At 73.0% G+C, this 13,098-nt stretch carries 13 protein-coding genes; 3 read left to right on the plus strand and 10 right to left on the minus strand.

Going from position 1 to position 13,098, the window contains the following annotated elements; genetic code table 11:
* Positions 1-16: 16 nt before the first annotated feature.
* From PV343_RS31210 to PV343_RS31220, 3 genes are all read right to left on the minus strand, one after another.
* A complete protein-coding gene (locus tag PV343_RS31210) occupies positions 17-718 on the minus strand; it encodes a response regulator transcription factor (protein WP_319150400.1) in 702 nt (233 codons plus the stop codon).
* A complete protein-coding gene (gene macS / locus PV343_RS31215; RefSeq protein WP_319150401.1) occupies positions 715-1,938 on the minus strand; it encodes a MacS family sensor histidine kinase in 1,224 nt (407 codons plus the stop codon). The genes PV343_RS31210 and macS overlap by 4 nt, the downstream gene beginning before the upstream one ends.
* Before the next feature lie 75 nt (positions 1,939-2,013).
* The gene (locus PV343_RS31220) at positions 2,014-2,757 is read right to left on the minus strand and encodes a lysophospholipid acyltransferase family protein (protein WP_319150402.1); all 744 of its coding nucleotides are present in this window, start codon (positions 2,755-2,757) and stop codon (positions 2,014-2,016) included.
* A gap of 150 nt (positions 2,758-2,907) precedes the next feature.
* Here PV343_RS31220 and PV343_RS31225 point away from each other — a divergent pair, with 150 nt between their 5' ends.
* Positions 2,908-3,687 (plus strand): alpha/beta hydrolase, encoded by a 780-nt coding sequence (locus PV343_RS31225; protein WP_319150403.1) that lies wholly within the window; start codon positions 2,908-2,910, stop codon positions 3,685-3,687.
* Complete coding sequence (locus PV343_RS31230; protein WP_319150404.1) at positions 3,680-4,252, plus strand: hypothetical protein; 573 nt, start codon at positions 3,680-3,682, stop codon at positions 4,250-4,252. Before PV343_RS31225 ends, PV343_RS31230 begins: the two co-directional genes overlap by 8 nt.
* A 30-nt stretch (positions 4,253-4,282) precedes the next feature.
* Here the strand turns inward: PV343_RS31230 and PV343_RS31235 are convergent, their stop codons facing one another.
* The 6 genes from PV343_RS31235 to PV343_RS31260 form a co-directional block, all read right to left on the minus strand.
* Positions 4,283-5,035: an endonuclease/exonuclease/phosphatase family protein gene (locus PV343_RS31235; protein ID WP_319150405.1), complete on the minus strand. Its 753-nt coding sequence runs from the start codon at positions 5,033-5,035 to the stop codon at positions 4,283-4,285.
* Between the two features lie 70 nt (positions 5,036-5,105).
* Positions 5,106-6,059 (minus strand): ROK family glucokinase, encoded by a 954-nt coding sequence (locus tag PV343_RS31240; protein ID WP_020939526.1) that lies wholly within the window; start codon positions 6,057-6,059, stop codon positions 5,106-5,108.
* A gap of 67 nt (positions 6,060-6,126) precedes the next feature.
* The gene (locus PV343_RS31245) at positions 6,127-6,624 is read right to left on the minus strand and encodes a DUF5304 domain-containing protein (RefSeq protein WP_319150406.1); all 498 of its coding nucleotides are present in this window, start codon (positions 6,622-6,624) and stop codon (positions 6,127-6,129) included.
* Positions 6,625-6,681: 57 nt separating this feature from the next.
* A complete protein-coding gene (locus PV343_RS31250; protein ID WP_319150407.1) occupies positions 6,682-7,872 on the minus strand; it encodes an ArsA family ATPase in 1,191 nt (396 codons plus the stop codon).
* A gap of 63 nt (positions 7,873-7,935) precedes the next feature.
* Positions 7,936-8,376, minus strand: a complete 441-nt coding sequence (locus PV343_RS31255; protein WP_020939529.1) for an SRPBCC family protein — start codon at positions 8,374-8,376, stop codon at positions 7,936-7,938.
* Between the two features lie 130 nt (positions 8,377-8,506).
* A complete protein-coding gene (locus PV343_RS31260; RefSeq protein ID WP_319150408.1) occupies positions 8,507-9,304 on the minus strand; it encodes a metallophosphoesterase family protein in 798 nt (265 codons plus the stop codon).
* Positions 9,305-9,600: 296 nt separating this feature from the next.
* On the opposite strand from PV343_RS31260, the gene PV343_RS31265 reads away from it, so the two are divergent.
* Positions 9,601-11,397: an AMP-dependent synthetase/ligase gene (locus tag PV343_RS31265; RefSeq protein ID WP_319150409.1), complete on the plus strand. Its 1,797-nt coding sequence runs from the start codon at positions 9,601-9,603 to the stop codon at positions 11,395-11,397.
* A gap of 28 nt (positions 11,398-11,425) precedes the next feature.
* On the opposite strand, the gene PV343_RS31270 is transcribed toward PV343_RS31265, so the two are convergent.
* Positions 11,426-13,063: a GMC oxidoreductase gene (locus tag PV343_RS31270; protein WP_415923530.1), complete on the minus strand. Its 1,638-nt coding sequence runs from the start codon at positions 13,061-13,063 to the stop codon at positions 11,426-11,428.
* Positions 13,064-13,098: the final 35 nt, after the last annotated feature.

Here is a 13,098-nt window from a genome sequence, read left to right on the forward strand (position 1 = left end):
GTTTGACCTGTCGGTTCTACGCGTCGTCGAGTCCACGCTCGATGGCGTACCGCACCAGCTCCACCCGGTTGTGCAGCTGGAGCTTGCCGAGGGTGTTCTGCACGTGGTTCTGCACCGTGCGGTGGGAGATCACCAGGCGCTCGGCGATCTGCTTGTAGCTCAGGCCCTTGGCCACCAGGCGCAGCACCTCCGTCTCCCGCTCGGTCAGCCGGGGCGCCCCCGGCGCGTCGGCGTCCGGGGCGGGCGCGGGCTCGGAGGCCAGCCGGCGGTACTCCCCGAGCACCAGCCCCGCGAGGCCCGGGGTGAACACCGGGTCGCCGACGGCGGTGCGGCGCACGGCGTCCAGCAGCTCCCCGGTCGAGGCGGACTTCAGCAGGTAGCCGGTGGCGCCGGACTTCACCGCCTCCAGTACGTCGGCGTGCTCGCCGCTCGCGGACAGGACGAGGACCCGGAGCGCGGGGTCGTGGGCGACCAGTTCCTTGCACACCTGGACACCCGGCTTGGCGGGCAGGTTGAGGTCGAGCACCAGGACCTCGGGGGCTGCCGCCTTGGCCCGGCGCACCGCCTGTTCGCCGTCCCCGGCGGTGGCGACCACCTCGAAGCCCGACTCGGCCAGGTCACGGGCGACCGCGTCCCGCCACATGGGGTGGTCGTCGACCACCATGACCCGGATCGGGTCCCGCACCGGGTCCTGCACCGGGTCCTGCCGCTGTGTCATCGCTTCTCCGCCTTCCCCCGCGCCCGTTCGGCGCCCTTCGGTACCTTCAACTCGACCTCGGTGCCCTGCCCGGGGACGGAGATCAGCTCCGCGCTGCCGCCCAGGTCGCGCAGGCGGCCCCGGATCGACTGGGCCACGCCGAGCCGGCCCTCGCCCTCGGCCTGGGCGAGCCGGCCCTCGGGGATGCCGGGGCCGTCGTCGCGGACCGTGACCACGATCCCGTCGGGCTCGTCCTCGACCAGGATCCACGCCCGGGCGTCCGGCCCGGCGTGCGCGCGCACGTTGTCCAGGGCCGCCCCGACGGCCGCGGCCAGCTCCCGCGCCGCCGCGCGCGGCAGCGGCACCGGTGCACCGGGCTCGGCGAGGCTGACCCGGGCGGCCGCGAACGGGGCGAGCAGAGAGCGCAGGTCGGCCGGTCCGTCGTCGTCCGGTTCCTCCACGGCGCGTACGACGGCTCCGGCGGCCGCGTCCTCCGAGACCCGGGAGACGGGCAGCAGCCCGCCGGAGACCAGGGTGCGCAGCGCCACCTCCTGCTCCCCGGCGAGGCGCCCGAGGTCGGCCGCCTCGCCGCCGATGACCGCGCCGCGCCGCTGCACCATCGCCAGCACCTGGAGCACGCCGTCGTGGATGTCCCGGGCCAGCCGCTCCCGTTCCCGGGTGGCGGCCTCGATCTCCAGGGCGCGGGCGAGGGTGCGCTCGGAGGCGCGGGCGACCTCCACGACGTAGCCGATGGCGATGGAGGCCACCCAGACGAGGATCACGTTGTGCACGGTGTCCCGGGCGGGGCTGCCGCGCTCGGCCAGATTGGCCGCGGCGACGGCCGTGGAGGCCGCGGCGGCCCAGCGCCAGCCGCCCTTGAGGGCGAAGGCCAGCACCGATCCGGCGGTCCATATCGACGGCAGCGTCGGGCCGCCGCCCGCGATCCGCTCGTGGCTGTCGGCGAGCGGGGTGAGCAGGATGCCGGTGAGCGCGACGGCCAGGTCCGCCGTGAGGAAGCGCCGGGTGCAGCTCGCCGCGTTCGCCACCCGGGGCAGCGTGGCGAGGGTCCACACGCACAGGACGGCGTAGTAGCCGACGGCGGTCCAGGGGCGGACGAAGTGCTCGTACGCGGTGGCGAACAGGCCGACGGCGTACAGCATCGTCAGCACCCGGTACCCGGCGAGCGCACGCCACAGCGGCGACTCGACCGACATGCGCATGACCCGCTCGCGCCTGGGCACGGCACCCTCCCCCTGTTTCGTTCCCCGTACCCGGTCCCCCGGTCCCCCCCGGGCCCCGGTCCCCCCGGCCGCCGGCTAGGCGTCGGCCTTCTTCTCCGCTTCCCTGGCGGCCTTCTCCGACTCCTTGGCGGCCTTGGCCGCCTCCGCGATCTGCCGCTTGGCGGCGGTCGCGTAGATGTCGACGTACTCCTGGCCCGAGAGCTTCATGATCTCGTACATGACCTCGTCGGTCACCGCGCGCAGCACGAAGCGGTCGTGCTCCATGCCGAGGTAGCGGCTGAAGTCCAGCGGCTTGCCGATGCGGATGCCCGGGCGCATCAGCTTGGGCACCACCTTGCCGGGCGGCTGGATCTTCTCGGTGTCGATCATCGCCACCGGGATGACCGGCGCGCCGGTGGCGAGCGCCACGCGCGCGAGGCCGCCGGGCTTGCCCCGGTAGAGCCGGCCGTCGGGCGAGCGGGTGCCCTCGGGGTAGATGCCGAACAGCTCGCCGCGCTCCAGCACCTCTATCCCGCTCTTCACCGCCGCCTCGCCGGCGCCGCGCGCCCCGGAGCGGTCCACCGGGAGCTGGCCCACGCCCTTGAAGAAGGCGGCCGTGAGGCGGCCCTTGACGCCGGGGGTGGTGAAGTACTCGGCCTTGGCGATGAAGGTGACCTTGCGGTCCAGGACCGCGGGCAGGAAGAACGAGTCCGAGAAGGACAGGTGATTGCTCGCCAGGATGGCCGGGCCCGCGGCCGGGATGTTCTCCATGCCCTCCACCCAAGGCCTGAAGGCGACCTTCAGGGGCCCTCCGATGGCGACCTTCATCGTGCCGTACATCACCCGCGTGCCTCCTGTTTCCGTCGATCAGACCTTAACCCGGAGCGCGGGCAATGGGACCGACGACCCTGGTCGGTGTCAGTGCGGTCGCGTACGGTGAACCACATCCGCCGTTTCTTCACGTCCCACTCAGGAAGAGGAGCCCGAAAGGTGCCGGTTCTCCCCGGAGCCGAGCCGTACCGCCACGAGGGCGGGGAGGTGGGTGTCCTCCTCTGTCACGGCTTCACCGGCTCGCCCCAGTCGCTGCGCCCCTGGGCGGAGCACCACGCGGCGCACGGCCTGACCGTGTCGGTGCCGCTGCTGCCCGGGCACGGCACCCGCTGGGAGGACATGCAGGTGACGGGCTGGCAGGACTGGTACGCGGAGGTGGACCGTGAGCTGCGCCTGATGTCCGAGCGCTGTTCCCGGGTGTTCGTCGGCGGCCTGTCCATGGGCGGCGCCCTGGCGCTGCGGCTGGCGGCCCGGCACGGCGAGCGGGTCGCCGGGGTGGTCGTCGTCAACCCGGCGAACCGGGTGCACGGCCTGTCGGCGTACGCCCTTCCGGTGGCCCGGCACCTCGTGCGGACGACGAAGGGCATCGCCAGTGACATCGCCCGGGGCGGGTCGGCGGAGCTGGGGTACGACCGGGTCCCGCTGCACGCGGCGCACTCCCTGCGGGTGTTCCTGCGCCGGCTGGACGGCGAGCTGCCCCAGGTCACCCAGCCGTTGCTGCTGCTGCGCAGCGCCCAGGACCACGTGGTCCCGGCGGCCGACCCGGCACGGGTGCTGAGCCGGGTGTCCTCCCTGGACGTGAGCGAGATCGTGCTGGAACAGAGTTACCACGTGGCGACGTTGGACCACGATGCGGACCGGATCTTCGAGGAGAGCCTCGCCTTCATGGGCCGGCTCGCACCCAGTGTCGGCAAGGAAGGGACGGCCGCAGTTGGCTGAGCACGACTCCGACCGCGAGGACCGCGAGCCGGACGAGAAGGGGGTGCCCTTCGACGAGGACGCCGCGTGGCGTGCCATCGTCGCGGGGTACGGCCAGGAGCCGCCCGATCCGCCGGGGGCCCGGCCCTTCAAGCCGGTCGAGGATCTCGCGCTGCTCGAGAAGGACCCCCTGCCCGAGGGCCCCGAGCGCACCGACGGCTCCGGCGAGCCGGGGCCGGCCCGGCCGCTGGGCAGCTCCGTCTCCTTCGCCCCGGGGGTGGGTCCGCGCGACCACCGGGCCGCGGAGCCGTCCGACGACGATTTCGACGAGGACGACGAGGGCCACTTCGTGCCGCCCGAGCCGCCTCCGCTGCCGAACGCCGACGCCACCGCGAAGTTCGCCTGGCTCGGTGTGGTCGGCGGCCCCGTGCTGCTGCTGCTCGCCGTGGTGCTGGGCTGGGAGATGACCTGGTGGCTGACCACCCTGGGCATCGGCGGCTTCCTGGGCGGCTTCGCCACGCTGGTGATGCGGATGCGCACGGACGACGACGAGGACGGCGACCCCGGCCGCGGGGCGGTCGTCTGACCGCCACCAGGGCCCGCTGCGAAAGTGGCTTTATGAGGCCGGGATCCTGAGGGCGGCGAGGACCGGAAGGTGGTCCGTGGCCGCCCTCAGGTCCGTCCCGGTCACCCCGGGGTGCCCGTCCGGCACCCCGCAGCCCAGCACCTCGACGCCCCGGGTGGCGAAGAGGGCGTCGATGCGCTGGTGGGGGTCCGTCGGGGTCGAGGTGTACTCGCCGCCCCAGGGGGCGGCGGTCCGGCAGTCCTGGAGGCTGTCGGCGAGGAGCCGGAAGGTGCGGCCGTCGGGGCGCTCGTTGAGGTCGCCGCCGGCCACGGCGTGTGCCACGCCCATCCCGGCGAGCCGGTCCAGGAGCATGCCGCCCTGGGCGTACCGCTCGTCCGCGCGCAGGCTCAGATGGCAGCTGACCACGCCGAGGCGGGCCGCGCCGAAGCGGACCACCGCCGTGGCGAGTCCGCGCCGGTGCAGGCCGGGGGTGAGCGGGAGCAGCACGTCCTCGGTGCGCTCGACGGTGGCGCGCAGGGTGCACAGGATCGCCGGGCCCGCCGCCGTGGCGCCGCCGGTGAGGAGGACCTGCCCGGAGGCGGTCGCGAGCCGGGCCAGCTTCTTGCGCCAGCGGAAGAAGCGGGGGGCCTCCTGGACCAGGACCAGGTCAGGGGCGCACGCGGTGATCACCCGGGCCAGCGCCGCGGTGTCGTCGCGCAGGGAGCGGACGTTGTAGCTCAGGACCCGGACGACGGCGGAACCGTCAGGTTCCGTACGGGAGTTGGGCAGATCGGTGGTCGCCATGACGATCAACATACGACGATGCCCGCCGTTCCGGGACCGGACTCGGCGGGCATCGTCGTACGCGGGCTCGTCACATGATCGGGTCGGGCTCGCGGGCCAGGTCGGCCGCGCCCACCATGCCGGCCTTGTTGCCGAGCTGGGCGGCGATCACGTCGGCGACCGGACGCCAGTTGCCGCCGACCAGCCAGCGCTTGTAGGACTTGCGGATGGGGTCGAGGACGAGGTCGCCCTCGTCCGAGAGGCCGCCGCCGACGATGAACGCGGACGGGTCGAAGAGGGAGGCCAGGTCGGCGAGGCCGGCGCCGGCCCAGCGGGCCAGCTCGCGGTAGGAGTCGACGGCGACCGGGCAGCCCTGGCGGGCGGCCATGGAGATGTGCTTGCCCTCGATGCCGTCGGGGGTGCCGTCGCCGAGCGCGAGCAGCACCTCGGCGCGCTCGGGGGTGGCGTTGGCGCGCTGCTTGGCGTAGCGGACCAGGGCGCGGCCGGAGGCGTACTGCTCCCAGCAGCCCTGCGAGCCGCAGCCGCACAGCAGGCCGTCCGGGACCATCCGGATGTGGCCGAACTCGGCGGCCACGCCGAAGTGGCCGCGGCGCAGCTTGTTGCCGATGATGATGCCGCCGCCGAGGCCGGTGCCGAGCGTGATGCAGATGACGTTGCGGTGGCCCTTGCCCGCGCCGAACCGGTACTCGCCCCAGGCGGCCGCGTTGGCGTCGTTCTCGACCACGACGGGGAGGCCGGTGCGGGCTTCGACCTTCTCCTTCAGCGGCTCGTTGCGCCAGTCGATGTTGGGCGCGAAGTACACCGTGGAGCGCTGCCGGTTCACGTAGCCGGCCGCACCGATGCCCACGCCGACGATCTCGTGCCCCGCACGCGCTCCCTCCACAGCGGAGGCGATGGCGTCCACGATGGCCTCGGGCGTGGTGGGGGTCGGCACCTTGAAGGTCGAGAGGATGTTGCCTTCCTCGTCGACCACGCCGGCCGCGATCTTGGTGCCGCCGATGTCGACGCCGATGGTGAGTCCCATGAATCCCTCAGTTCCGGTCGAGCCCCGCTACGGCCAACCGTACCCGAGCCCCTGCCCCGGGAGGGCTTCAGTCCAGGTCGATGCGCTGCCCCGGACCGGTGCCCTCGTCCCCGTCGGGGCGGCCGGGGCGGCCGTCGTCGGGGCGGGCCTCCGGGTCGGCCGCGCGGGTGGTCCAGCGGCGCTCCTGGCCCTGGACGGCGGAGCGGTAGGCGGCCAGCAGCTCGTTGCCGGCCGCGGCGAGGTGGTCGAAGACGTCCGGGTTGCGCTCCACGACGGGCTCGACGGCGGCCTTCGCCTGCTGCACGACCTGGCGCACCACCTGCTGGGCGGCCGGGCCGGCGACGGCCCCGAGGAGCGGGGACTGGAGGCCGGACAGCTTGTCGGCCACCGTGTCCACGAGCCTGCGCAGTTCCTCGGCGGCGGAGCCGGGGGGCGGGCTCTGCTCGGCGCGGCGGCGGGCCTTCTCGGCGGCGAGGTCCTCGGCGCAGGCGGTGGACCAGGCGTCGGCGTCGCCGGGCCGCCGCTCCGCCTCGGGGGGTTCGGGTGCGGGGCGCTCTTCGCTCATGGCGGACTCCTGACTACGGTTCGCCCTTCCGACGTTACCCGAATGGGCGTACGCCGTTCACCGTCCGGCGGCGGGCCACAGGCCGGGGTCGGGCGCGAACCGGATGCGCAGCTCGCCCTCGCGCAGCCCGGCGCCCGCGACGGTGCAGCGGCGCAGGGCGGAGGGGAGCGGAACGATCCGCCGGAAGGGGCCGACGCCGATGACGAGTTCGTCGCCGCGCCGGACGAGGTCGAGCTCGTCCCGTATGGCGCCGGGCAGCGGGATGTGCCAGACCAGCACGCCGTCCTCGGCGAGCCGGTCGGTGACGGGCCACTCGACCGGGGCGGGCCCGGGGTTGACGGCGGGGACCGCGAGGGCGTCGAGGTCGTCGCCGCCGCGCGGGTCGCGGCCCAGGTGAGGGACCTGGTGGAGGTCGTGGGTCCGCGCGCCGTCCTGCCGGTCCCGCCACTCGGCGAGGGTCTTGCGCTGCTGGGCGAGGAGTCCGGCGAGCCAGCCGTCGGGGGCGGCGTCGGGCAGGACGCGGTTGGCGGTGAGCGACTCGACGCGCATCCCGCGCAGGGCGAGGCCGAGGCCGGCGGTGCGCAGGGCGTCGGCGCCGGCCGGGCCGGGCTCGGCGACCAGGCGTACGGCGGTGTGCCGGTCGGTCAGCACCGCCTCGACGGCGGCCAGCTCCAGGTCCCAGCGGGCCGCCGTCTCGTACAGCCACTCGGCGGGCATGGGAACGCCGGCGAGCCGGCCGAGGACCGGGCGCAGGGCGCGGGCGGCCTGCCGCTCGGGCGGCAGCAGCCGGCGCAGGTAGCGGCGCAGCTCCTCGGGGAGGCCGAGCAGCGGGAGGGCCTGCGGCAGCGGCGGCATGTCGACCACGAGGAGGTCGTAGCGCTCGGAGAGGGCGGCGTCGCGCAGGGCGCGCAGGAAGGACAGCTCCTCGGCACCGGGCAGCGGGGTGACCTCCTCGGCGTCCAGACGGGCGGCGCCGAGGAGGTCGAGGACGTTCGCGGCGCGGGTCTGGAAGGCGGTGAGGTCCTGCCGGAAGCGCTCGGCGGCGTCGGGCCGCCACACGGTCAGCAGCGGGGCGGCCTCGGCCGGGGCCGGTCCTGTCCCGGTGCCCAGTGCCGTGCCCAGGGTGTCGGTGCGGTCGGCGCCGAGCAGGAGGGTGCGGGCGCCTTCGGCGGCGGCGCGGCGCGCGGTGGCGGCGGCGACGGTCGTCCGGCCGCTGCCGCCCGGGCCCATGATCAGGATGGTGCGCATGAGGGTGAACGGTAACGGAGACGGCCCTGCCCGCGACCGGCCACGACGTGTCCCCGCCCTGGTTCAGCGTCCGGACTCCACCCGCTTCTTCAGGCCCGCCAGCGCGCGGTCGATGATGACCTTCTCCGCCTTGCGCTTGATCATGCCGAGCATGGGGATCTTGACGTCGACGGTCAGCTGGTAGGTGACCTCGGTCCCGCCCTGGCCGGCCGGCTTCAGCAGGTAGGAGCCGTCGAGGGAGCGCAGCATCTGGGACTTCACCAGGGTCCAGGACACCTCGTGCTCGCCGGTCCAGGTGTACGCCAGGGTCTGGTCGTCCTTGATGGCGCCGGCGTCCATGACGAGCCTGACCTGCTCGGCGCGGCCGCGCGCGTCGGCCGCGAGGACCTCGGCCTCCTTGACCTCGCCGGTCCAGTCGGGGTAGCGGGCGAAGTCGGCGATCACCGCCATGACGTCGGCCGGAGCCGCCTCGATCGTGATGCTCGAACTGGTGTGTTCCGCCATCGCCGTGGCTCCTCCAGATGCGGACCGCAGGGAGTCTTCCGTGCGCGGGATGCGCACGTCTGTGCAGCGTGAAGGCTACCGCGCCGCCGACCGGCCGCCTTCACCCCGTCTCAGCCGCGACCCGGGCTTCTCACCATTCGAGCGCCCAGGGCCTGCCGGTACCAGCGAAGTGGCCCACGTTCACGCACTCCGTCGCGCCGATCCGCATCCGGCGGACCAGCGGCTGGTGGACGTGCCCGAACAGGGAGTAGCGCGGCCGGGTGCGGCGGATCGCGGCCAGCAGCGCCCGGCTGCCGCGCTCGAAGCGGCGCGCGACGGTGTCGTAGACCAGCTCGGGCACCTCCGGCGGGATGTGCGTGCACAGCACGTCCACCTCGCCGACGGCCTCGATCTTGGCCGCGTACTCCTCGTCGTCGATCTCGTAGGGCGTCCGCATCGGGGTGCGCAGGCCGCCGCCGACGAAGCCGAAGGTCCGGCCGCCGATCTCGACCCGCTCGCCGTCCAGCACCGTGGTGCCGGGGCCGGCGTACTCGCGCCACAGGGGCGGCATGTCGACGTTGCCGTAGGTGGCGTACGTCGGGGTGGGGAACGCGGCGAACAGCTCGCTGTACTGCTTGCGCACCGCCTTCTCTATGGCGGTGGCCCGGTCGGAGCCGATCCCGGCCCACAGCCGGGCGCCGAAGGCGCGCGCCTCCTCGAAGCGGCGGGCGGTGCGCAGCTCGACGATGCGGTCGGCGTTCTCCCGGCCGAACAGGTCCGGGAAGATGCCGCGCGAGTGGTCGGCGTAGTCGAGGAAGAGGACGAGGTCGCCGAGACAGATCAGGGCGTCCGCACCTTCGCCGGCCCGGGCCAGGTCACGGGCGTTGCCGTGGACGTCGCTGACCACGTGGACGCGGGTCCTCGGGCTGCCGGAGCGTGTGGGTGCCATGACGATCAAGCGTAGGCGTGTGGGGTGAGCGTGAACAGTGGCGGCCGGGCCTGCGGTTACTCGCCGGTCGGTTGGGGCGTGGACTACTGTGCGCGAAGGAACGCCATCCCGTGTGACGCAGCGAACATCTCGCCGGGACCCCCTGTCGTAGAGGCCATACCGGCGGGTAACGTCCGGGCAGTCCAGTCGTGCTCTGGATTTCAACATGTGAATTCCCGAGCATCCGCCCGAGCCTTGGACCGCACCGTCGCATCACACAGAGTCGTGGCGCCGGCGCCCTATGAGGAGCAGCAGTCTTGCGCGAGTTCAGCCTTCCGGCTTTGTACGAGGTCCCTGCGGACGGCAATCTGACCGACATCGTCCGCAGAAACGCCGCGCAGCATCCCGACGTCGCCGTCATCGCCCGCAAGGTGGGCGGCGTCTGGCAGGACGTCACGGCCACCCGCTTCCTGGCCGAGGTGCGCACCGCCGCCAAGGGCCTGATCGCGGCCGGGGTGCAGCCGGGCGACCGGGTCGCCCTCATGTCCCGGACGCGCTACGAGTGGACCCTCCTCGACTTCGCGATCTGGAGCGCGGGCGCGGTCACCGTGCCGGTGTACGAGACCAGCTCGCCGGAGCAGGTGCAGTGGATCCTGGCGGACTCGGGCGCGACCGCCTGTGTCGTGGAGCTGGACAACCACGCGGCCGCCGTGGACTCGGTGCGCGACGCGCTGCCCGCGCTCAAGCACGTCTGGCAGATCGAGGCCGGGGGTCTGGAGGAGCTGGGGCGGCTCGGCCAGGACGTCGCGGACGCGACCGTGGAGGAGCGCAGCTCGATCGCCCGGGCGGACGACCCGGCGACCATCGTCTACACGAGCGGCACGACCGGCCGCCCGAAGGGCTGTGTGCTCACCCACCGCAGCTTCTTCGCCGAGTGCGGGAACATCGTGGAGCGGCTGCGGCCGCTGTTCCGCACCGGTGAGTGCTCGGTGCTGCTCTTCCTCCCGCTCGCGCACGTCTTCGGGCGGCTCGTGCAGATCGCGCCGATGATGGCGCCGATCAAGCTGGGCTGCGTCCCGGACATCAAGCACCTCACGGACGAGCTGGCCGCGTTCCGCCCGACGCTGGTCCTCGGTGTCCCGCGCGTCTTCGAGAAGGTCTACAACTCGGCGCGCGCCAAGGCGCAGGCGGACGGCAAGGGCGCGATCTTCGACAAGGCGGCGGACACCGCGATCGCCTACAGCAAGGCGCTGGACACCCCGCCGGGTCCGTCCCTGGGCCTGAAGGTCAAGCACAAGGTCTTCGACCGGCTGGTCTACAGCAAGCTGCGGGCCGTCCTCGGCGGCCGGGGCGAGTACGCGATCTCGGGCGGCGCCCCGCTGGGCGAGCGGCTCGGGCACTTCTTCCGGGGCATCGGCTTCACGGTGCTGGAGGGCTACGGCCTCACCGAGTCCTGCGCGGCGACCGCGTTCAACCCCTGGGACCGGCAGAAGATCGGCACGGTGGGCCAGCCGCTGCCGGGTTCGGTGGTCCGGATAGCGGACGACGGCGAGGTGCTGCTGCACGGCGAGCACCTGTTCAAGGAGTACTGGAACAACCCGGGCGCGACGGCCGAGGCGCTGGCCGACGGCTGGTTCCACACCGGTGACATCGGCACCCTCGACGAGGACGGTTACCTCAGGATCACCGGCCGCAAGAAGGAGATCATCGTCACCGCGGGCGGCAAGAACGTCGCCCCGGCCGTGATCGAGGACCGGATCCGGGCGCACGCGCTGGTCGCGGAGTGCATGGTGGTGGGTGACGGGCGGCCGTTCGTGGGCGCGCTGGTCACCGTCGACGACGAGTTCCTGGGCCGCTGGGCCGAGGAGCACGGCAAGCCGGCGGGTGCCACCGCGGCGTCGCTGCGCGAGGACCCGGATCTGCACGCGGCGATCCAGGCGGCGGTCGACGACGGCAACGCCGCGGTGTCGAAGGCGGAATCGGTGCGGAAGTTCCGCATTCTGTCCTCCCAGTTCACGGAGGAGTCGGGCCACCTCACCCCGTCGCTGAAGCTCAAGCGGAACGTGGTGGCGAAGGACTACGCGGACGAGATCGAGGCGATCTACGCGAAGTAGCGCGCCCGGCAGGGTTGCTGAACGTGCGTCATGGCGCGGTGTCCTCGGCGAGGACGCGCGCCATCGTGCGTTCGGCGAGCGCGGTGATGGTGACGAAGGGGTTCACGCCGATGTTGCCCGGCACCAGCGAGCCGTCGGTGACGTAGAGCCGGGAGTACCCCTTCACCCGGCCGTAGTCGTCGGTGGCCTTCCCGAGCACGCAGCCGCCCAGCGGGTGGTACGTGAAGTCGTCGGCGAAGACCTTGCTGGTGGAGCCGAACAGGTCGTACCGGTAGATGGTGAGGTTGGCCAGGTTGATCCGGTCGAACAGCTTCTTGGCCATGCCCGAGGACACCGCGCTCTGGGCGGCCGTCCAGCCGAGCCTGACCGAGCCGGAGGCCGGGTCGTAGGTGAAGGTCGCCCGCTCGGGGTTCTTGGTGATCGCCAGGTAGAGGCTGATCCAGTGCTCGAACCCCATGGGCAGCGGGGCGATCTCGGCGAAGACCGGGTTGTCGGCGTTGGCCCAGTCGTCGATGCCCATGACGGGCATGGTCGCCTGGTCGGCGCCCACGGTGTCCCAGACGTGGTTGGCGCGGCCGAGCATGGTGTTGCCGTTGGGGCCCCAGCCCGCGCCCACGGCCGCGTCCAGGTCGGGCAGGGTGCCGGTGTCCCGGGCGCGGACGAGGAGTTCGGTGGTGCCGAGGCTGCCGCCGCCGAGGAAGAGGTACCTGCAGCCGTACTGCTTGGTCTCGACGACCGCGCCGGTGGTGTCGATGCGGTCGGCGGTCAGCAGGTAGGACCCGTCGGCCGCCCTGCTGACCGACTTCACCCGCTCCAGGGTGTGCAGGGTGACGTTGCCGGTGCCGAGGGCCGCGGCCAGGTACGACTTGTCCAGGCTGCGCTTGCCCTGGTTGTTGCCGTAGATGACCTCTCCGGCGAGCGCCGACCGGGTGGCCGTGCCGGCGGCCTCGCGCTGCATGTAGCCGAAGTCGTAGACGTTCGGCACGAAGGTGGTGCGCAGCCCGGCGTTGGCCGCCGCCTTGCGGGAGGTGCGGGTGAACCGGTACCAGTCCGTGGACTCGAACCAGGCGGGGTCGACGGTGTTGACGCCCAGCATGGAGCGGGCGCGCGGGAAGTAGGTGCCGTACATCTCGTCGGCGTCGACGGTGGGGAACTGCTCGGCGAAGTAGGACCTCAGGGGCGTGACCGCCATGCCGCCGTTGACCAGGGAGCCGCCGCCGACGCCCCGGCCCACGTAGACGGACATGTGGTCGTAGTGCACCCGGTCCAGGACCCCCGGGTAGGGGCTGATGTCCTTGTTGACGAGGTCCAGCCACAGGAAGGTGGCCAGCGGGGCCTCCGTGCGGGTGCGGAACCACATGGAGCGTCGGTCGGGTGCGCTGGTGGAGCAGAACACCGTGCCGTCGGGGCCGGCCGTGTCCCACAGCCTGCCCATCTCCAGGACGAGGGTGCGGATGCCGGCCTGGCCGAGGCGGAGGGCGGCTACGGCGCCGCCGTAGCCCGAGCCGACCACGATGGCCGGGGCGGACTCGGCTGCCGCGGGCTCGGCGGCGTGGGCGGACTGGAGGCCGATCCGGGTGAAGCCGAGGCCGGCTGCCGTCTGCAGGGCGACCATGCCGAGGATGTGACGTCTCGTCAACTGATGCTGCGTCAGTTTTGCTGTCATGCGCGCAGCATGGGCGGATTTTCCGGTTCCGCCTA

Source organism: Streptomyces sp. WI03-4A (genome assembly GCF_033792105.1).
Lineage (GTDB): Bacteria > Actinomycetota > Actinomycetes > Streptomycetales > Streptomycetaceae > Streptomyces > Streptomyces collinus_A.

Excerpts from the sequence above, each read along its gene's own strand:
- PV343_RS31245 (WP_319150406.1), bottom strand. The coding sequence starts at position 6,624 with ATGAGCGAAGAGCGCCCCGCACCCGAACCCCCCGAGGCGGAGCGGCGG.
- PV343_RS31240 (WP_020939526.1), bottom strand. The coding sequence starts at position 6,059 with ATGGGACTCACCATCGGCGTCGACATCGGCGGCACCAAGATCGCGGCC.
- PV343_RS31255 (WP_020939529.1), bottom strand. The coding sequence starts at position 8,376 with ATGGCGGAACACACCAGTTCGAGCATCACGATCGAGGCGGCTCCGGCC.
- PV343_RS31220 (WP_319150402.1), bottom strand. The coding sequence starts at position 2,757 with ATGTACGGCACGATGAAGGTCGCCATCGGAGGGCCCCTGAAGGTCGCC.
- PV343_RS31250 (WP_319150407.1), bottom strand. The coding sequence starts at position 7,872 with ATGCGCACCATCCTGATCATGGGCCCGGGCGGCAGCGGCCGGACGACC.
- PV343_RS31260 (WP_319150408.1), bottom strand. The coding sequence starts at position 9,304 with ATGGCACCCACACGCTCCGGCAGCCCGAGGACCCGCGTCCACGTGGTC.
- PV343_RS31270 (WP_415923530.1), bottom strand. The coding sequence starts at position 13,063 with ATGACAGCAAAACTGACGCAGCATCAGTTGACGAGACGTCACATCCTC.
- PV343_RS31210 (WP_319150400.1), bottom strand. The coding sequence starts at position 718 with ATGACACAGCGGCAGGACCCGGTGCAGGACCCGGTGCGGGACCCGATC.
- PV343_RS31235 (WP_319150405.1), bottom strand. The coding sequence starts at position 5,035 with ATGGCGACCACCGATCTGCCCAACTCCCGTACGGAACCTGACGGTTCC.